General features: G+C 68.2%; 16 protein-coding genes and 1 pseudogene. 4 read left to right on the top strand and 13 right to left on the bottom strand.

Annotated elements, in window-relative coordinates; all coding sequences use genetic code 11:
* Nucleotides 1-22 precede the first annotated feature (22 nt).
* The 8 genes and pseudogenes from OG584_RS00225 to OG584_RS00260 form a co-directional block, all read right to left on the bottom strand.
* Nucleotides 23-814 (bottom strand): annotated as a pseudogene (locus OG584_RS00225) (IS5 family transposase).
* A 92-nt stretch (nt 815-906) separates the two neighbouring features.
* Nucleotides 907-2,091 (bottom strand): alpha/beta hydrolase, encoded by a 1,185-nt coding sequence (locus OG584_RS00230; RefSeq protein WP_405773700.1) that lies wholly within the window; start codon nt 2,089-2,091, stop codon nt 907-909.
* A gap of 226 nt (nt 2,092-2,317) precedes the next feature.
* A complete protein-coding gene (locus OG584_RS00235; protein ID WP_405773701.1) occupies nt 2,318-2,515 on the bottom strand; it encodes a hypothetical protein in 198 nt (65 codons plus the stop codon).
* Nucleotides 2,516-2,575: 60 nt separating this feature from the next.
* Nucleotides 2,576-3,184: a hypothetical protein gene (locus OG584_RS00240; protein ID WP_405773703.1), complete on the bottom strand. Its 609-nt coding sequence runs from the start codon at nt 3,182-3,184 to the stop codon at nt 2,576-2,578.
* 365 nt (nt 3,185-3,549) lie between these two features.
* Nucleotides 3,550-4,005, bottom strand: coding sequence for a VOC family protein (locus OG584_RS00245; RefSeq protein ID WP_405773705.1), 456 nt, complete (start codon nt 4,003-4,005; stop codon nt 3,550-3,552).
* A gap of 101 nt (nt 4,006-4,106) precedes the next feature.
* Complete coding sequence (locus OG584_RS00250; protein ID WP_405773707.1) at nt 4,107-4,697, bottom strand: hypothetical protein; 591 nt, start codon at nt 4,695-4,697, stop codon at nt 4,107-4,109.
* Nucleotides 4,698-4,700: 3 nt separating this feature from the next.
* The gene (locus OG584_RS00255; protein WP_405773709.1) at nt 4,701-6,020 is read right to left on the bottom strand and encodes a helix-turn-helix domain-containing protein; all 1,320 of its coding nucleotides are present in this window, start codon (nt 6,018-6,020) and stop codon (nt 4,701-4,703) included.
* Nucleotides 6,021-6,902: 882 nt separating this feature from the next.
* Complete coding sequence (locus tag OG584_RS00260) at nt 6,903-7,607, bottom strand: transposase family protein (protein ID WP_405773711.1); 705 nt, start codon at nt 7,605-7,607, stop codon at nt 6,903-6,905.
* 451 nt (nt 7,608-8,058) lie between these two features.
* On the opposite strand from OG584_RS00260, the gene OG584_RS00265 reads away from it, so the two are divergent.
* The gene (locus tag OG584_RS00265; RefSeq protein ID WP_405773712.1) at nt 8,059-9,474 is read left to right on the top strand and encodes a hydrolase; all 1,416 of its coding nucleotides are present in this window, start codon (nt 8,059-8,061) and stop codon (nt 9,472-9,474) included.
* A 673-nt stretch (nt 9,475-10,147) separates the two neighbouring features.
* Here OG584_RS00265 and OG584_RS00270 read toward each other — a convergent pair.
* Entirely contained in the window at nt 10,148-10,822 is a 675-nt protein-coding gene (locus OG584_RS00270) for a response regulator (protein ID WP_405773714.1), read from the bottom strand.
* Nucleotides 10,819-12,030 carry a sensor histidine kinase gene (locus OG584_RS00275; protein WP_405773716.1) on the bottom strand — a complete coding sequence of 404 codons (1,212 nt, stop codon included), beginning with the start codon at nt 12,028-12,030 and terminating at the stop codon, nt 10,819-10,821. The genes OG584_RS00270 and OG584_RS00275 overlap by 4 nt, the downstream gene beginning before the upstream one ends.
* 348 nt (nt 12,031-12,378) lie before the next feature.
* Between OG584_RS00275 and OG584_RS00280 the strand changes: the two genes are divergently transcribed.
* Both OG584_RS00280 and OG584_RS00285 read left to right on the top strand, forming a co-directional pair.
* On the top strand, nt 12,379-13,374 hold the full coding sequence (locus OG584_RS00280; protein ID WP_405773718.1) for an ABC transporter ATP-binding protein: 996 nt from the start codon (nt 12,379-12,381) through the stop codon (nt 13,372-13,374).
* Nucleotides 13,371-14,399 (top strand): ABC transporter permease subunit, encoded by a 1,029-nt coding sequence (locus OG584_RS00285; RefSeq protein WP_405773720.1) that lies wholly within the window; start codon nt 13,371-13,373, stop codon nt 14,397-14,399. The genes OG584_RS00280 and OG584_RS00285 overlap by 4 nt, the downstream gene beginning before the upstream one ends.
* Nucleotides 14,400-14,751: 352 nt before the next feature.
* Here OG584_RS00285 and OG584_RS00290 read toward each other — a convergent pair whose 3' ends face one another.
* Nucleotides 14,752-15,513, bottom strand: coding sequence for an SDR family oxidoreductase (locus OG584_RS00290; protein ID WP_405773722.1), 762 nt, complete (start codon nt 15,511-15,513; stop codon nt 14,752-14,754).
* Nucleotides 15,514-16,224: 711 nt separating this feature from the next.
* Between OG584_RS00290 and OG584_RS00295 the strand changes: the two genes are divergently transcribed.
* Entirely contained in the window at nt 16,225-16,521 is a 297-nt protein-coding gene (locus OG584_RS00295) for a hypothetical protein (protein ID WP_405773724.1), read from the top strand.
* A gap of 295 nt (nt 16,522-16,816) precedes the next feature.
* Here the strand turns inward: OG584_RS00295 and OG584_RS00300 are convergent, their stop codons facing one another.
* A complete protein-coding gene (locus tag OG584_RS00300; protein WP_405773726.1) occupies nt 16,817-18,073 on the bottom strand; it encodes a PLP-dependent aminotransferase family protein in 1,257 nt (418 codons plus the stop codon).
* An 85-nt stretch (nt 18,074-18,158) separates the two neighbouring features.
* Complete coding sequence (locus OG584_RS00305; RefSeq protein WP_405773728.1) at nt 18,159-19,154, bottom strand: NADP-dependent oxidoreductase; 996 nt, start codon at nt 19,152-19,154, stop codon at nt 18,159-18,161.
* Nucleotides 19,155-19,189: the final 35 nt, after the last annotated feature.

Below are 19,189 nucleotides of genomic sequence, written 5' to 3' on the forward strand. Positions count from 1 at the left end.
CCTCTATGAGCTCGTAACACGATCATGATCGGGCCTTCTTGAGTCGTCTCCAGCAAATGAGGCCGCAGGCGAGCGAGAGGAAGGCATCGTGGAGTTCGGTGCGACGTTCCCAGCGGACGGCGAGACGTTTGAAGTGGTGGAGCAGGGCGAAGGTCTGCTCGTCGACGTAGCGGAGCTTGCCGATGCCCTTGATGTTGGGTGAGCCCTTGCGGGAGATGACGGGCAGGATCCGTCGGTGACGGAGCTCGTCGCGGTTGGGGTTGGAGTCGTAGCCCTTGTCGCCGAGCAAGGCTTCTGGTCGTCGGCGGGGCCGGCCGGGGCGGCCCCGCGACGAGTGGGATGCCGTCGACCAGGGCGAGGGTCTGGGTGACGTCGTTGACGTTGGCCGCGGTAGTGATGACCTTGAGCGGGGTGCCGCGTCCGTCGCAGATCAGGTGGTGTTTGCTGCCCGTCTTCCGCCGGTCGACCGGCGACGGACCGGTGTCGGGTCCCCCTTTTTCACACGGATGTGAGAGCCGTCCACGCACGCCCGCGACCAGTCGAGCTCGCCGGCCGCGTTCAGCTCGGCGAGCAGGACCCGGTGCAGCCGGTCGAAAGCCCCTGCCTTTTGCCACCGGTCCAGCCGCCGCCAGCATGTCTGTCCCGAGCCGAACCCCAGCTCAACCGGGCGCAGTTGCCAGGCTATGTCGTTGTAGAGGACGAATAGGATGCCCTGCAGGCAGAGCCGGTCCGACACCGGCCGCGGTCCCGGCGACCGATCCGGCCACGGCGGCAGCAACGGTTCGATCAACGCCCACAACTCATCGTCCACGATCCACGGTCGAGTACCCACACCCTCACGAACGGCCGAATCATCACACCGGTTACGCCCAACCAGCCCACATCAACAAGTCCCTGTTACGAGCTCTAGGCCCGGTTTTTCCGGGCCGTCACCCACGCGGCGAAGTCCTCGACGCCGCCGATGAGTGCCTCAAACCGGAATGAGTGGAAGAGGTCGAAAGCGTGGTGGGCACCCGGTAGTTCGACGTACACGATCGGCGAGGTGGAGACCGACCCCAGAGCGGTGACAAGAGCCCTGGGGTTCTCCGTGTCCACCAGCTCGTCCAGGTCCCCGTGCGCGATGAGGAATGGTGGTGCATCCGTCCGGACGAGGTTCACCGGCGAGGTCGCCGGGTCGCCGTCGAAGTACTCCGCGAGAAAACCGTTGAGCACGACGGCGGCGGTCACGGAGGTGTCCGCCTCCTCGAACCCGGGCTGGTAGGCCGGCTCATTGGGGGTGAGTGCTGCCTGAGCCGCCATGTGCCCACCCGCGGAGCTCCCCGCCACGAACACGGCCGCCGCAGGCGCCGCGCCGTACTCCGCTGCGTGTTCGCGCGCCCAGGAGATGACCCTCTTCGCGTCGATCAGATGGGCGGGATGCGGGAAGTCGGGGCGCAGCCGGTAGTTGGCGCTGATGCAGACCCAGCCCTGGCTGGCGAGCCGGTAGAGGAGGGGCAGCGACTGAGTGTTCTTCCGACCCTGGTCGTAGTGGCCACCATGGAAGTGGATCATTACGGGGCCGCCCTCGGGGCGTGAGCGGTGGTGGTAGACGTCGAGGAGGTTGCGACGGCCTGCGTCCCCGTAGCTGAGGTTCCCCACCCGCTTGACGTCACGGCGGCGGCGAAGGACGGGCCTGAGCAGGATGCGTGCCAGCGGCGGCCGGCGATGTGTCCCTGTCCCGACGCCGAGCGCGTCGTCCAAGGCGACACGTACCACGGACGCCGCCCGCATTCCGCGCAGGGTGACCACCACAAGCCCGGCAGCCGCGGCCCCTGCCACCCCGACGTTCACCCGGTCGGAGGTAGTGGTGATGTCGCCCTCGGAGAAGGCCAGTGCCGTGGAGGCCACCAACGCGTAGAGAGCGAGGTGCGGGATCTCGTTGAAGACCAGGCCGAGCCGGTAGCTGAAGTAGAAGAGCGGTTTCGGCCCGCGTATGCGGGCCAGACAGAACACCACGATCAGTACGGCCAACACCACGGTCACCAGATAGCCCACAGCCACCACATCACCCCGTTCGACAGTCGACCTGACAAACCCCTTCTGTGGTACCACGGTTGGGATGATGCGGGAGGGTGAAGTGCTCGCTGCGAAGGTGTACTTGAGTAGCTTCCCGTCCAAGCCGCAGGCGGGGCGCAACGGTGGGGCAACGGTTCGATCAGCACCCAGAGCTCGTCGTCCAGGGTCGAGTACCCACACCCTCAGAACGGCCAAATCGTCTCACCGGCGACGCCCCACCCGCACACTTCAGCAAGATCGTGTTACGAGTTCTATGCGGATTTCACGCTTCGATTCCGATGGATCCGACGTATGCGTATGCCGCATAATCGGTGATGATGTCGTCCCAGATGTCATCCAGGGTGCCCATGTCGCCCTTTCCCCAAGCGTCGACCATGTCATCCCAGACGTACCGGGCCTGCACGGAGCGTTCACTGACGCTCGGCCGGCGATAGCGCTCGTCCACGTATGTCTGGTCCACCGGGTAGATCTCGATGCGCCGACCGCGACCCTCGTTGTCGAGCAGGCGCTTGAGCGCCCGTCAGACAGACCACTTCAAGGGCTCGTTGTCGAAACCCTGGGAGTACGTGACCGAGGTGATCTTCGCGTCGGCCGGCAGCACGTACGGCTCGCACACGGTGCGCTGCTCACCCGGCTTCCAGATGTCCTCGCCGGCGAGTTCGCGGCTACCGTCGTTGCCGAGACAGTCCTTCGGTCTGCTGCTCAGGTCTCCCATCATGATGATGAGCGGCTGTGCGGCGCTCCCGTTGGCCTCGGCACCGACGTTGCTCATCACCAGCGGTGAGTTGATCCCGTAGTGGCCGATGTTCTTCGCTTTCACGTAGACCCAGGCGACCTTCTGTCCCTCGTACTTGCTCTGGTCGTCGAGCTCTTTGAGGTCTGCGGCGTCGCCCTCGACCACCTTCGTCGGGGTGATCAGGAACTTCGACGTCTTCTTGTATTTGGTGATCTCCTGCGCGGGTCCGGGCCGGCCGAGGTTGAGGTGCTGGGGCTTGGGTGAGGTGCTGCCCAAGCCGGTGTCGTTGGTTGTCGCTCCGCATGCGGTCAGGGTGCATGCGGTAGCCACCAGGGCAACGGCCGGGGTGAAGCGTCGGCGGTGCCCGGCCTGTACGGATCGTGATGTGTTCATTGGGTTGTCCCCCGTGTAGTGCGTATCCCGGTCTGGCGGGACATCTGTTTCCCATGGATCGTGCAGAGGTGAGACAAGTCGTCGCGGTTGAGAGGTGTCAACTGACCGGCGCCTGCCGGGCAGAGGCAGTGCACCTCGTTCTTCCCGCTTCGAGCGGTTCGGCAAGGGTGCACCACGCATGAAGCGATTCGCCGATACCTTCGTATCCCGGCAAAGGCGGTGTGGACTCTGACGGGCTGCCGCGGTCTCGGCGCCCGCTGAGGAACGTCCTGCGCTGCGGCTGAGCGGTCAGGTGCCTGCTACGAGGCGACGGTGCTGGTCGCAGCCGTGAACGAGTGGCTGTAACCATCGCCGTCGAACCGGCGTCAGACGACGTCGAATTCGTTGCCCTCGGGGTCCTGCATCGCGGCGGCGTAGAGCCCCGTCTCCGGCTCATCCTTGATCCGCAGCACGGTGGCCCCCGCTTTGACCAGCCGTTCCACCGTGGCCTTGACCCGCTGCGTGCGGACGTCCAGCGGGACGTCACGGCCCCCACCGGCTTTTAGATCGAAGTGCCAACGGTTCTTGGCAACCTTCGGCTCCGGGACCTGCTGGAACCAGACCCTCGGGCCATGTCCCGCGGGATCGATGATCGACTCGGGGATGTCTCCTGCACCGGCCGGCAATTCAGCCTCGGGCACTCCCAGCGCAGCCCAGTAAGCACGCCACGTGGCGTGCCCGCCCGGCGGAGGCTCAACCACGTAGCCCAGGGCCTCGACCCAGAAGGTCACCATTCGCTGCGGATCGGAGCAGTCGATCGTCAGCTGCACTGTCATCTCCATGCTCGGAGCATCCCAGGCTGGTCTGGCAGGCGATCTGCTTTCGCAACTGGCCTTCGTGCGTATGACGGCTCTGCCGCTCCTACCGTCACGCGCGCACTGTTTCAGGCGCCGATGCCGATGGAGCCGACGTAGGCGTATGCGGCGTAGTCGGAGTCGAGGTCGGTGATGATGTCGTCCCAGATGTCATCCAGGGTGCCCATGTCGCCCTTTCCCCAAGCGTCGACCATGTCATCCCAGACGTACCGGGCCTGCACGGAGCGTTCACTGACGCTCGGCCGGCGATAGCGCTCGTCCACGTATGTCTGGTCCACCGGGTAGATCTCGATGCGCCGACCGCGGCCCTCGTTGTCGAGCAGGCGCTTGAGCGCGCCCGAGCGGACGAGGTTGTCCCGGCGACGTTCCTGGTAGGCCCTGTCGACGGCTTCCAGCTTGGCGCGGCTGGGGTGTGCGCCGCGCTCCCAGGAGCGCAGGAGGCGGGCGCTGACGCCGTGCTCGCGCAGGACTTCGCGGCCGGGCCGACTGTTGAGGTAGCGGAGTCGGGCGGAGAGTCCGCGGTTGGTTGTCACCGGTGAGGCGATGCCGCCTTCCCGGGCGATGCGGTCCAGTTCGGCCGCGAGGGCGCGTGCGCCGCTCATGCCCTGGGCGCCGTACTTCTGCCACTCGCCCCACAGGTCGGTAGCTCCGCCGGACATGGTCTACTCCCCCAGCGTGTAGATGGACTTCGCCTTGACCTGTGACAGGTCGCGGCCTTCTGGGAACACGGTTTTCCAGTCTCCGGCGATGTGTAGTTCGTCGGTGCCTGACATTTGAACGACCGTCAGTCCTGAGGTGTGTGCTTTATGCGCTTTCAGCCACAGGTTCGCGAATGCTTGCGAGCGAATGATGTGCATCCAGTCGGGGCGCCGGATTTCCCGGTTCGCGCTGCTCTCGCCGATCGTGGACACAAACTTAGAATACATGGATTTCACGTATTCCAGGGCCAGTTCGTCATTCTTCGAAATGGATTCCTTGCGCACTTCCGCGAGAGTGCGGCGCATCTTTTCCAACAGCCCTTCGGAGGCGCCGGATGTCCATGATTCGTGAATGACAGGAGCCTCGGAGTATCCCAACTTGGCGCACCGAAGCAGGAGCCTAAGCGTGGGTTCCGTGACCCACAGGTCCCCCGGCTCTTTCCGTGCGCCGAGCGGTGAGGGGAGGTCCGGCTGCTCCCAGACGGCCGGAGTGACCCGGTGGATACCGGAGCGCTTCGCGTCGTGGCGGTCGCCCTCGGAGTGCACCAACTTCCCGATCGGCAACCACGTCTTCAGCGCGCTGAGATAGGCCGCATTCATGTCCAGGGCCGTCACCTCCAGGCGGACGTGCCCGCCGCGCGCGGCACGGTGCAGCTCCTCCGAGCGCCATTTCGGCCGGGCCTCCCAGACCTGATCCGCACCCTTTTGTGAGGCCTTCTTGAGGATCCCGGCTGTGGGCGGGAACTCGGAGTGCTCGTAGCGGCCGCCGACCCGCGAGGCGGCGAACAAGGCCATCACGTCCGGGATCGCGGCCTTGATGAGTGCGGCTCGCGCGGCCTCCAGGTCCCCGCCGTGCGCGGCCAGCTCCTCCCGGACGCGCCCGTGGACGCGGTCCGCGAGCGGGCCGGCGGGCGGGGCCACCCGCTTCGGGGCCGGCAGGGCTGCGGGCTCCGGGGCCGGGGCCGGGGGCGCAGGCTCGGCTCCGGCGGGGGTCGGGGCGTCGGGTGGAGGCAGGGTCTGCTGTCCGCCGGTCGCGATGCGGTCGGCGGGCAGTTTCGTCAGGGCGTGGGTGGGACCGGCGAGGAGGTCCAGTACGGGCATTCCCCAGTGAGCGGCGAGGCGGTCGCAGTCCGTGAGAGTCCACGCGGCCTTGCCGCTCTGCCTGCGGCTGACCTGGCCCTGTGTCAGGCCCAGGGCGGTCGCCAGTGCGGACTGCTGCTCGCCGGTGCGGTGTGCGAGCGCGGTCACCGTCACCCGCAGGGTTTCCTCGGTACTCATCAGCATGACTACACCCTATCAATACTATGGCTATTCCGCATAGAACATGCGGAATAGCCATACCGGATGCTTGCCTCGGATGCCCTGTGGCCGGAGAGCTTCCGGGGCAGGTAGTCACCGCCGGGCCCTGGCCGCGATGAGAGCCCGAGGGTGAGCAGCGCCGCCGCGACTCCCACAGCGAACGTCAGCGGCTCTTGCAGTGCCGGGTGCGCGTGGACGAGGAACCTCCGAAGGCATACGCCAGGAGCGTCAGCAGTACACCGATCGCGGCCAGTGTCCACCAACCCGATCGAGACGGGAGCGGCTGGTGGTGGCACTGGCCCAGGGGTCGGGCGGCGGGCGCGCCGGGGCCGGGGTGGTCTGCGCAGGCGCGATCGGGGCCGGGGTAGTCATGACGGATAGCTCCTTCGCATGACGGATAGCTCCTTCGGTGGATGGGGGATGCGCTGGCGCCACAGTCCGCGATCCGGAGGCGTCGGCGGCGCGTCATCCCTTACGGGCTGTCCCGCGATTGGTCATGAGGCGTGTTGGCCTGGAGGTTCGGCCGGTGGTTGGTTCAGCGGGTCATCGGACGGACGGGCACGAGTTCGGTGCTCGTCCGGCGCTGGGTGGTGCGCTTGGCGGCGCGGTCGGAGGCCAGGCCGGCGACCGCTGCGTGGGTTTCGCCGTAGGCGCCACATTGCCCGGTGTATCTCTGGAGCGGACGCCACTGTGGAGTTCGGCGTTGGCGTGTTCGACGCGGATCCGGCATGAGGACTGGCGGCGTTTGCGCTCGCGCCAGCGGTAGTACTCGGTGACCGGCAGGTCGTCCAAGTCCTTCGGTCGTCGTGGCGGGGCTGAGATCTGGTTGGGGAACTCGTTCGCAAGGCCCCGATAGCCGTCGTCCACCTATGCCTTAACGCCAGGGTGGAGGCGAAACTGCTCGGCCATGCCCTCGGTGCGCTCGCAGGTCTGGTCATGCATCCGGCCCGGACGCACCGCTCCGGACCACAGCGTCCGGCCCTGCCCATCGCTGATCGTGGTCGTCTTGACCGTGTTCTTCTTGCGCTTGCCCGACTCAAACGCACGTCGGCCGGGCCGGTGTGCTCTGGGGCGCCTCACCTGGGTCTCCATCTCGTCGATCCGCAGGGTCACCCCCTCGGCCTCGGCATGGGCGAACACATCCTCCAATGTGCGCAGCCGCAGCCCGGGGCGCTGCGGCACCGCGAGCCCGCGGGCCGCGAGTAGTGGCCTCACCTCTGCCACCGCCCGGCCGATCGTCGACTTGCCTACCTGGTAGATGACGCCCAGCGCCTCATAGGTGAGCTTGGTCGGCAGGTGCACCAGCGTGGCCAGCTGCCGATCGGTGAACACCAACTCGTACTTCGGCCCGGCCCCCGCCTCACGTCGGCGCAAAGCCTGACGCCGGTCATGACGTTCGGACTCGCAGCGGGCCTCCCAGTGCCCAGTGAGCTCCGTGATCAGCTCGCCCAGGAGCCACTCCGGGACACCGCAGAAGGCGGGATGCGTCATCACCGCATGGATTTGATGGGTCATCACGATCCGGATAATTCGCACGAACATCCTGATGTTCCCAATCGTGACGAAGATCATCGCTCGCGGAAGAGCCCATAAATCCCAGGTGTCCCCTCCCGACCGCCCCGGTAGCGTGCGCCGGCATGACATCGGAACTGGAATACACGTGGGCCACCGCCGCGTTGCCGCGGCCACCGCCGCGTTGCCGATGCTCCGCTGGAACGCGTGGATCGCGGCCGGGGCGCCGCCGGCCCTGCCGAACGGCGCTGGGCTCGGAACCGGTGGAGCCGTGCCGGACGGCGGGGCTTCGCCTCGTCTGTCGCTTTGCCCGGATCCCGCGCGCACATGCGGTGAGCCTCTTCCGAGGAACAGGAAGGGCCGCCTCATAGGTACGGGATCAACTGGGCCCGCCGGAAGGGGAAAAGGCAGTGCCTCCGCACCTTGAGGGCATCCGGACGCGTCTGCCGGGACACCGGCTGTGTCCCCCGGTCTGCTGACCGGAGACCTGCTCTGCCGGTATTTTCGTACGGTGAGCCTATGGACTTCCCTTGAGCCGGCGTCAACCACCGTAGACGCGGGCGGTGCAGCCACCGTACGACTACGGCTTCGCAACACCGGCGACGTGGTTGACGAGTACCGCTTCGTCCCCGTCGGGGAGATCGCGCCCTACGTCGCTGTGGAGCCGCCGACCCTCCGGCTGTACCCGGGCACGACCGGAACCGTCCAACTCACCTTCGCGCCGCCGCGTACCCCGGACGCCACCGCCGGGCCCAACCCGTACGCCGTGCAGATCATTCCGACGGAGCACCCCGAGGCGACCGCGGTCCCCGAGGGCAACCTCACCATCACGCCGTTCACCGAGATACGGGCGGAACTCGTCCCGCACACCGTCAAGGGACGCTTCCGGGGGCGGCCCAAGCTCGCCATCGACAACATCGGCAACACCACGCTCACCGCTTCCATCGCGGGGAACGACAACGGCGACCAACTCTCGTACGACGTCCACCCCGCCAATGTCCAGATCGAGCCGGGGCGCGCCGCCTTCGTCAATGCGACGCTACGGCCCCGTCAGCTCATCTGGTTCGGCCACAAACAGCAGCGGCCCTACCGCCTGGCCGTACGCCGTTCCGGCACCGCGCCGCTCGACATCGAGGGCACGTACATCCAGCGCGGTTTTCTTCCCGGCTGGCTAGCCACCCTTCTCACCCTGCTGATCGCCCTCGCCGTCGTCTTTCTTGTGCTCTGGTTCACCAAGGCAGCTTCGGTCACCAGTCGGGCCACCCCGCAGGCCTCGCAGCCCGCCGTCACCGCCCTCGCCCCGCCGCCCACCTCAGTGCCTCCGGCGCCCAGCGATACGCCGTCCCCGTCAGCGACCGAGACGCAGGCCGAGGCCGGAGGCGGTGGAGGGGCGCCGGCCGAGCCGAAGGCCAAGCCCAAGCCGAAGGCGAAGCCCAAGCCGGACACCGCGTCGGTCGCTGTCACCAGGCTGAACGAGAAGGCGCCAGGCCGGCACGTCTGTTACCGGGCCTACGTGGCCGATATCGGCTGGCAGCACTCGGCGTGCGACGGCGCCATAGTCGGCACGCAGAACGAGGGCCGCTCCATCGAGGCCGTCAATATCGCCGTGTCGGGCAGCAGGGCCACGTCGGGCAACGCGTTCATGGAGACGGTCGGTTTCCCGCCCTCATGGACGTCCGCCGCGGAGAAGAAGGATTTGACGGTTGGGACCCCCGGCAAGGGCCTGCAGTTGGACCAGTTCACCATGAGCCTCAGTGACGGCGTCATCTGCGGCAACGCCTTCATCGAGAGGGACCAGTGGCTGGGAAAGCAGTGTGACAGCCCGGGTGGCGCGGCCCATTGGATCAGTGTCGGGGTCACTGGTCAGACACTCCACCTCGAAGCCTTCCAGCTCAAGATGGACAGCATGGACGGTGTGGGCAGCTAGGTGGGGGGTTCGTGATTCTTTGGGTTGGTCTGCTGTCGCCTGATGGTGTGGCGGCCGGGCGGAGTCGGCCGGTCCGCGGTTGGTGATCTGGTGATGTGACCGGGTGAGTGAACGCAAGCCGTACCCAGGTGACTTGCGTACAGGGCGCCACGGTCGCCGTCTTCGGCACGGTCACGCAGCGCCGCCTCCATGCCCTGCTCTCGAAGTGATCTGTTGAGTCTTCGACGTGCGTGGTTATCCGTGGGGGCGCGCTGCGTGAGTTCTGGAATCCGTTCCGCTCGGGCCAGTAGATCCATGTGCCACAGATGGTTGTTGTGCATGTCTGGATCGTCGGAGAAGCATTCGGCGTGGGCGCTTACCAGCGCGATCGCCACGTCCCAGTCCTGTAGCTGTTCCGCCGCCCGAGCCCGCTCCGACCAGTCCACGAGACGAGTATCGCCTGTGGCCCCACCGGGCAGCGCCTTTTGAAGTAACCGCTGATGAGCGCCCTTCAAGGCGAGGCACGGCCAAATGCTCACGAACCGCCCTGTGGGAGGTGTCCCGCTGGTCGAGGGCCAGGTAGGGCTTCTGGCGTGCCTTGGTGGGGTTCTCCGCCCACGGGCATGGGGTGGCGGTGGTGCGGTCCGGGGTACTTCGACCGGTGCGGTATCGGGGCCCGGCCCGGAGCCCGGAGTTACCGCTCGTGCGGGGCCTGTCGCCGTCCGTCGACAAGGCCGGACTCCCAGGCCCAGGCGGCGATCTCCACGCGGTTGCGGGCGGACAGTTTGGTCTGCACGTTGCCGAGGTGCGTCTTCACGGTGCCTACGGAGATGGACAGTTCGGTGGCGATTTCTGCGTTGGTCAGTCCCCGGGCCACCAGCCGCACCAGGTCTTTCTCGCGTGCGGAGAGCGCGGTGTGCGGCTCCCGGGGAGCGGGGACGGCGCTGTTGAGGCGCCGCAGCAACCGGACGGTGATGGCCGGGCTCACCAGCGCCTCGCCGGAGGCGGCTGCTCTGATGGCCTCGACCAGGAGGGCGGGGCCGGAGTCCTTGATCAGGAATCCGGAGGCCCCTTCGCTCAGGGCGCGTTGGACGTATTCGTCGTCGTCGAACGTGGTGACCACGACGATCTTCGGTGGGTCCACGGTGCCGGGGCGCGTCAGCCTGCGCAGGGCCTCCAGCCCGTCCATGCGGGGCATCCGGATGTCCATCAGCACCACGTCGGGCCGGTGGCGCTCGGCCAGTTCCACGGCATGCAGCCCGTCCGTGGCCTCTGCCACCACGTCGATGTCGTTCTCAGCGGCGAGGATCATCGCGAACCCGGCGCGGACCATGGCCTGGTCGTCGGCGATCAGTACGCGGATCGTCATAGGGCCACCGCTCCTGCCGTGGACACGGGGAGGGTCGCCTCGACGCCCCAGCCGCCGGCTGTCACCGGCCCCGCCTGGATGCTTCCGCCGATCAGGCTCACCCGCTCGGACAGGCCCTTCAGCCCGAAACCGTTGTGGGAGGCGTGGCGCGGGTGTCCGTCGTCGCTGATCCGTACGGTGAGCCGGCCCTGTGAGCGGTCCACGCATACCAGCACTTCGGTGCAGCCGTGGGCGTGTTTGCGTACGTTGGTGAGGGCTTCCATGACCACCCGGTGCGCGGTGGTGGTCACCTCCACGGGCAGGTCGTCGAAGGTCCCCGCCGTGTGAAGCAGGGCGCGGGCGCCGCCGACGGCCGAGAACTCCTCGACCAGTGACCGTACTTCGCCGATGCCGGCCAGGGGTGTCAGAGCCACTTCCCCGTCGGTGTCGCGCAGCATCCCCACCATGTACCGCATGGAGGTCAGTGCCTCCGAGCCCGCCTGTTCGATCCGCTGCAGCGCGGGTGGCAGCAGTTCGGGGCGCCGGCCGGCGATCGCCTGGGCTCCTTGTGCCTGTACGACGATGCCGGTCACGTGATGGGCGACGAAGTCGTGCAGGTCTCTGGCGAACTCCGTGCGCTGCTCCAGTCTGAGGGCTGCAGCCTGCCGGCGCCGGTCCACCAGCAGCAGACGCATGCCGAGGCCGGTGCCCAGCGCCGTGACTGCCGCCAGGGCGAAGAGGAGCGCCATGATGGTGGTGGACTGCCGCACCGAGACCGATACCGGCCGCAGCACGATGGCCATGCCGAGCAGAGGCAGAGCGGGGGTCGCCCACGACGGTTTCCCCCGTCGGGCGACCAGCAGCAGGAGCCACACGAGCGCGGCCGGTTCGGCGAATCCCAACGCCTGGGAGCTGCCCACCATTTCGAGGTGGATCCAGACCGAGAGGCACAGCGATCCGGCCGCGCACACGCAGGCGGCCACCGGCAGCGCCCGGCTGTCGAGTCGGGGTGAGACGACGGCGAGAGCGACGATCAGCAGGGCGCCGATCAGTTTGGCGGGGCCGCGGTAGTGGATCCAGTAGAGGCCGCCTGCCGAGTCGAGCACGACGAGGCCGATCAGGACCCCGGCGAGCAGCATCCATGCCGTGACGGGCAGTACCTGCGAACGCCCCGTCTCTCTTTTCCTTGTGTCCGTGGGTGTGGACGCTTCGTTCGCCGCTTGCACCATCTCTCGCACCGTCCTTCCGGCGGACCGGCCGAAAGTAGGAGCCGGTCGCGCATGATCTGTCTTTCGTCCGATCCGCCGCGAGTCGCCGCGCAGGAGAGTCGTGGTCACCGGGCGGCGTTCGCCGTTCATCACGCAAGACGCAAGGACCACGTCATGATCACGGCCGATATCACCCTAGTGGGGAGCCCCGGGGGGTTCGGATCCCGCGTCGGCCGGGAGCTTGGTGGCAGCCGGGGAGGCTGCCCGCGCGGCTGCTTTGCGGGCGCTGCTTTCCGGGCACTGCGCGGCAGCCCCCGGCCGGCCGCTCCCCCACACGGCATGCCCGCCCCACACGTACAGGAGCCACACATGGAGCACAGGGACCACGCGGAGATGCGGCACGGAATCGGGCCGGGGTGCGTACCCCCCGCCGGGGAGCCGGCGATCGAGGCCCGTGGGCTCGGCAAGAGGTATCGGCGCGGCTGGGCCCTGCGGGACGTTTCCTTCCGGCTGCCGGCCGGGCGGGTGTGTGGCCTTGTCGGCCCCAACGGCGCAGGCAAGAGCACGCTGATGGGTCTGGCCACCCGCATGGTCCGGCCGACGACCGGCGCCCTGCGGGTGTTCGGTGCGGCTCCGGGGTCGGCGGAGGCGGTCCTGCAGACCGCGTTCCTCACTCAGGAGAAGCCGCTGTTCCGGCGCTTCACCGTGGCCGAGACCCTGCGTCTGGGCCGTGAGCTGAACCCCCGCTGGGACCAGGAGGTCGCCGAGGGCATCGTCCACGCGGGCCAGGTGCCGCTGAAGGCGAAGGTCGGCACACTGTCCGGCGGTCAGCGCACTCGCGTCGCCTTCGCCCTGGCCTTCGGGAAGCGCCCTGACCTGCTGATCCTCGACGAGCCGATGTCCGATCTGGATCCGCTGGTCCGCCGCGAGCTCATGGCCACACTGACGGCGGAGGCCGCTGAACACGGCACGACGGTCCTGGTCTCGTCACACATGCTCGCCGAGCTGGAGTACATCTGCGACTACCTCCTCGTCATCGCGAACGGCGGTCTGCGTCTCGCGGGCGGGGTGAACGAACTGCGCGCCGCCCACGCCCTGTTCACAGCCCGGGGGGACGGGTCGCTCGCCGCCGTCGCACCGCACACGGTCATCGACGCGCGCGGCGGCGAGGGCAGGCCGGGCGCCCTGGTGCGCCTCGGCGGGCCTGTCGAGTACGGCGGTCAGGCCGAGTCCCCCACCCTGGAGGAGCTTCTGCTCGCCTATCTGCGCTCACCCGACGCGCCGCCGCTGATCGCCCCCAGCGCCAGGATCGGCGACATCCACGACATCATCACCCGCGATCAGAAGAAGGCTGTGACCGCATGACCACGCTCACTCCTGACCCGGTCCGTTCGGCGCGCGGTGGGCGCGCACACAACGGGCGGGGTCCGCGGCTCGGGGGTCCGGCCTGGCTCATCCTGCGCCAGCACCGCGCGGCGTTCTGGACCCTCTTCGCCCTCACCCTCCTCTGTGTGATCGCCATGGTCTGTCTGCGCGGGCAGATGATGAACTACCTGGACGCCCTGGGCTCATCCCAGCGGAAGGCCGGCAGTCTGCCGCCGGATTTCGAGAAGTACTCCAACCGCCTGTCCGGTTTCGGGGGTTACCTGGGCTATCTCCCTGTCCTGGCCGGGGTCTTCCTCGGCGCTCCGCTGATCGCGGGTGACCTGGAGACCGGCACGGCCAAGCTGGTGACCTCGCAATCCGTCAGCCGGCTGCGGTGGCTCGCCGCGAAGCTCGCCATACCCGCCGTGCTGATCGCTCTGTCCGCCGCTGTGCTCGGCGCTGTGTTCAGCTGGTGGTGGCATCCGGTCAAGACTCTTACCGATCAGGTGGAATGGACCAGCGGCACCTTCTTCGATGTCACAGGGATCATGCCGGTGGCCTACGCGCTGCTCACGTTCGCCGTGGGTGCGGCGGTCGGTATGCTCCTGCGCCGCACGCTGGTGTCGATGGTGGTCACTCTGGGTATCGTCGTGGCGATCGGGGTGGTCTGGGACCGGTTCCGGCTGGACCTGGGGCATGTCCTGTCGGTCAGTACCAGCAAGGGTGTCGGCCCCGGAGCCAGGCTCCCGAAGCTGCCCGCCGAGGCGGTCCAGCAGGGCCGGGGTACCTACTTCCTCACCAGCTCCGGAGGCCGTCTGGACTGGACCACCTGCCTGGACGCACCGGACAACGAGAAGGCGCACACCGCGTGTCTGGAGTCCAGGCACGTCATCGGCTGGTCGATGGACTACCTCCCCGTCTCCCAGATGCACACGATGCAGTGGCTCGGAGCGGGCATCATGCTCACCCTGACGGCCGCGATCGCCGCCTTCGTCATCCTCTGGGGCCGCAAGCGACTCCTGTGAGGGGGTGCGGGGGCGGCGCGTGGGATGCGGGGGTCGCGGGCGCTCCCTGGGCGCGGGGTTGCGGCGGGGGCCGGGGGGCGGCGCCCTCGCACGGCGGGGAACCCGGGGCCGGGTCCGATCCTCGGCGGCGCCATCGTGATGCTGCTCGGCAACCCGCTTGCGGGCCTGGCCACCAACCCGCACCCGCAATAGGGGTGCGGGTGCGGCGTGTCCAGCCGTCGGTCCGTCGGTCCCGGAAGTGCGGCGGCGACCGTGCCGAGCGTGCTGCCTCGCACTGCCGACTGGGTTCGGCTGCCAGGGGCGGGGAGGCATTCAGGTCATTGGGTCCCGCGTGTGCGGCCTCGCGGCCGGATCACACCTGCCGGTTCGGCAGCACGATCACTTGGCGCAGGTTGACGTGCGCCGGTCGGCTGACGACGTACCCGATGAGGTCGGCGACATCCTCCGGTGCCAGGGTGCCGATCGCCTCGTACATGCCCCCGAGTTGTGACGACAGTTCCTGGTTGTCGAGGTGTTGATCGAGCTCGGTCTTGGTCAGCCCTGGCTCGATGTTGGTGACGCGGACGTCGCGCGTGCCGAGTTCGGTGCGCAGTGTTGCCGACAGGTGGGTGAGCGCGGCTTTGGTTGCCCCGTACACGGCGTACTGGGGGAATGTGACGTGCGCGCCGTTCGAGGAGATGTTGACCAGGTCGGCCGGCCGCTGCTCGGCCGCCGCGGCGACGAGGTCGGCGGTGAAGGCGCGGATGATCCGCAGCGCACCCGTCAGGTTGGTGTCGATCATGCGGGACCACTCGTCGATCCGGCCGTCGTCGACCGGGTTGGGCAGCATGACGCCGGCCGAGTTCACCACCAGGTCGACCGGACCGTATGCCTGGTGGATCCGGTCGGCGGCTGTGTCCACGGAGGTGCCGTCGGTGACGTCGACCGGTACAGCCAGCGCTTGTCCGCCGGCTGCGGCAATGCTTTCAGCGAGCTCGTCCAGCCGGTCCGCGCGGCGGGCCAGCAGCGTCACCCGGGCGCCGTTCGCCGCGAGCAATCGGGCGGTGGCCTCCCCCATGCCGCTGGCGGCTCCGGTGACGACTGCGGTACGGCCTGCGAGGTTGTCGTAGCTCATGCGGCATGCTCCCTGAGGTGGTGGTGGCGGGTATGTCCTGCTGACGCCCTTCACTGTGCTGCCGGTCGCGACGGCCGCCCGGGGTGGTGCTGTTCCTGGGTCTGCTGCTGCCTGTACCAGGCTCGGGTGCCACCCGTGATCGGGGCTGCTGTCATAGATACAGGTCCGGGCGGGTACCTGCAGTCGCGCCGCGCCCGGATCCAGCCGGGCGACGTGGGCCTGCCCTCACACGGGCTGCCCGCCTCGGCAACGTCCCGACACAGTGCTCGGCGTCCTGTCGACGCCGACGGTCATCCGTACGACATTGCGCCCGGCGTACACTTCGACGGCGATGACCTGGGGAAGTGGCTTCAGTGGCAGGAACTGGCCGGCAGCTGGGCGCGGCCCAGCAGGGGCGGCGGTGAAGTTCGGCGTGCGGCCTGCTGAGGCGTCTTTTCTTCCACCGGCTGGTGAGCGGGCGGGCCGCGGGGAGCCGGCCAAGGGTCAACAGGCCTTGCGGTGGGGCCTGGCAGCGTTGGCGCAGTGGGTGGGACGAGGAGGCGCAGGCCGGCCGGTGCCACGTGATCGCAGCGGGCAGATCGCAGGTGGCGGTGAGAGGGAGTCAGTGGCCGTGAAGCTGGGCGCAGGGGTCTTTGACTCCAGATCCCGGCGGGGCGGGCTCGCCCGGGGGCAGTTGGATGCTCTGCGGGTGCTGGGCGTGGGGTGGGCAGCATGACCGCCGGTGGCGAAGGGCGCGAGGCGCGGCTCGCGGCGCCCGAGGTCAGTGTTGAGACCGACGGGCGGCTGACCGTACCCGCTGGCCACGTCACCGCGCTCCTGCGTTCCATCGCGCGCAGCTGGAAAGCCGGTACATGTGACGGGATTCCCGTACTCGTTGTCGAGGACAGTGCGGACATCACTCTGGAACCCGTGACCGTCCGCGCCCTTGCCGGCGCTCTCATCACGATTGCCGACGAACTCGACGTCCAGTACATCCACATCACTACCCACACCTCACACACCGAGTAGGGCTGGGCCTGTCCCCGGTGGTTGAGGGGGTGTTTCGGGAGCGGTTCCCGGCGGGGTTGGGGTTTGGCGTCAGTGGACGTCGAAGTCTGTGGAGTGGTTGTTGCGGGAGGCTTCCTTCTCGCCTGCCGTCTTTCCGGTGCATCGGAGGAGGGCTTCGCCCTGGCCGGTGTCTTTGCTCGGGCCGGCGCGGGGAGCCAGTCCGAGCCGCACTTCGGCTCCGGCTCCGGCGAGCGATCGGTCTGTCGGTCGGTCGGTCGGTCGCAGAGTTCGCAATCGGTATCCGCCGGCCCGGCACTCATCGGCTGCTCAGCACCGGGATTCGGTGAGGGGCCGAAAGCGGCTCCCACGCGTCCTGAAGCACCGCGGCCAGCCGCCGTACGCCCTCGGTGACGTGTTCGGGGGTGGGGTAGCAGAAGGAGAGGCGCAGCTCGCGGCGGCCGCGGCCGCCGGTGTAGAAGCCAGTGCCCGGCACGTAAGCCACACCGGCGGCGACCGCGGCGTCCAGCATCGCTTTGGTGTCCAGCGGCTCCGGTAGTGAGACCCACACGAAGAAGCCTCCCTGCGGTACGGTCCAGCTGGCTCCGGGCGGCATGTATCGCTCCAGGGCCCGCAGCATCGCGTCCCGCCGGGAGCGGTACATCGTGCAGGTTTCCACCAGTTGGGCCTGCCAGAGCTGGGTGCGCAGGTAGCGGTCCACGGTCATCTGTGTCAGCGGGGACTGTGAGAGCATCGCGCTCTCCGCGGCGAGGACCAGTTTCTCGCGTACTGCCGGGGGTGCCAGTGCCCATCCCACGCGCAGGCCGGGGGCCAGTGTCTTGGAGAAGGAGCCGAGGTAGATCACCTCGTCCGGGGCGGACGCCCGCAGGGGCCGCAGCGACTCGCCGTCGTACCGGAGCAGCCCGTACGGGTTGTCCTCCAGCACGAGGACGCGGGCCCGCCGGCACACCTCCAGTACCTCTTGCCGGCGTCGCGCGCTCATGGTGATACCGGTCGGGTTGTGGAAGGTGGGGATCGTGTAGAAGAGCTTGGCCGGTCGTCCCTGTGCGGCGAGGCGCGCGAAGGTTTCCGAGAGGGCGCCCGGCAGTACTCCCTCCTCGTCCATCTCTACTTGTGCCACGCGTGCCTGGTGCGCGGCGAACACCGCGAGCGCGGTCACGTAGGTGGGGGCTTCGGTCACCACCGTGTCGCCGGGGTCGACGAAGAGACGTGTGACCAGGTCGAGTGCTTGCTGGGATCCTACGGTGACGACTACGTCGTCCGGGTCCGCGGCCACTCCTTCCAGCGACATCACTTCGCAGATGCTTTCCCGCAGGCTCGGGTCGCCCTGTGCCGTCCCGTACTGCAGTGCCGTTTTTCCGTGTGTGGTGAGGAGTGCGGCCACCAGGTCCGCCATCACGCCGGTCGGCAGAGCGCCGACGTCGGGCATGCCGCCGGCCAGGGAGATGATCTCCGGCCGTGCCGCTACAGCGAACAGGGCCCTGACTTCGGAGGGCACCATCAAAGCCGTGCGGGTGGCGTAACGGGACTGCCAGGGGTCATCCGTTGTGTGCATGCGAACTCCTCGAGCCGGCGTGCGGGGCGGCTGGAAATCGGGAACGGGAGGGTGGGAGGGGAAGGGATGTGGGGTGCGGCGTGCGTCAGTCAGAAGTGAGCCGGACGAGCATCTTGCCGCTGTTCTCGCCCCGGAGCATGCCTGTGAACGCGGAGACGACGTGGTCGAAGCCGTCGATGACGGTCTCCTGCGAAAGGACGCGGCCCTCCTGCAGGTGCGGGATGAGGAAGTCCTCCAACTCGTGTCTGCTGTCGCGGTGGTTGCGGACGAGGAAGCCCTCCAGCGTGATGCTCTTCTCGACGATGTCGAAGAGGTTGCGGGGTGCGGGCGGCGGCTCGGTGCTGTTGTACTGGGCGATGGCGCCGCACCATGCGATGCGGCCGTATTCGCGCAGTGATGCGATGGCGGCCTCCAGGTGCTCCCCGCCGACGTTGTCGATGCAGACGTCGATGCCGTCGGGTGCCGCCTGGGCGAGCTGGTCGCGCACCGGGCCGGCGTGGTAGTCGAAGGCGGTGTCGAAGCCCAGCTGGGTGAGGCGGGCGGCCTTGGCTGCCGAGCCCGTACTGCCGATCACCTTGCCCGCACCACGCAGCCGGGCCATCTGGCCGGCTGCGCTGCCGACTCCACCGGCGGCTGCCGAGATGAAGACTGTCTCACCCGGGCGTACTTTGGCGATCTTGGTCAGTGCCACGTAGGCGCTCAGCCCGGTGCCGCCCAGAATGCCGAGCCATGCGGTCAGTGGCACCCCGGTGTGTGGCGGCAGGATCCGGGCGTCGTCGGGTCGCACGACGGCGTGGGTTCGCCATCCCTGGCGGTGCTGGACGATGGTCCCTTCGGGGAGCGAGGGGGTGCGGGAGTCCACTACCCGCCCCAGGGAGCGCCCTTCCAGTGGGCTGCCGAGCTGCCATACCGCGTCCATGTTCTCCCGCATGTAGGGGTCGACGGACAGATAGAGGTTCTCCACGAGGGCTGTCCCGGGTTCCGGGACGGGAAGCGGGGACGAGACGAAGGCGAAGTCTTCGGCGACGGGCATGCCGTCGGGGCGGCGGGCCTGGTGGACGGCGAGCATGGTGGGCTTCATGATGTGCTGCTCCTGTTGTGCGGGGGAAGGGTGCT

The sequence above is a fragment of the Streptomyces sp. NBC_00859 genome (assembly GCF_045161865.1).
Taxonomy (GTDB): Bacteria; Actinomycetota; Actinomycetes; order Streptomycetales; family Streptomycetaceae; genus Streptomyces.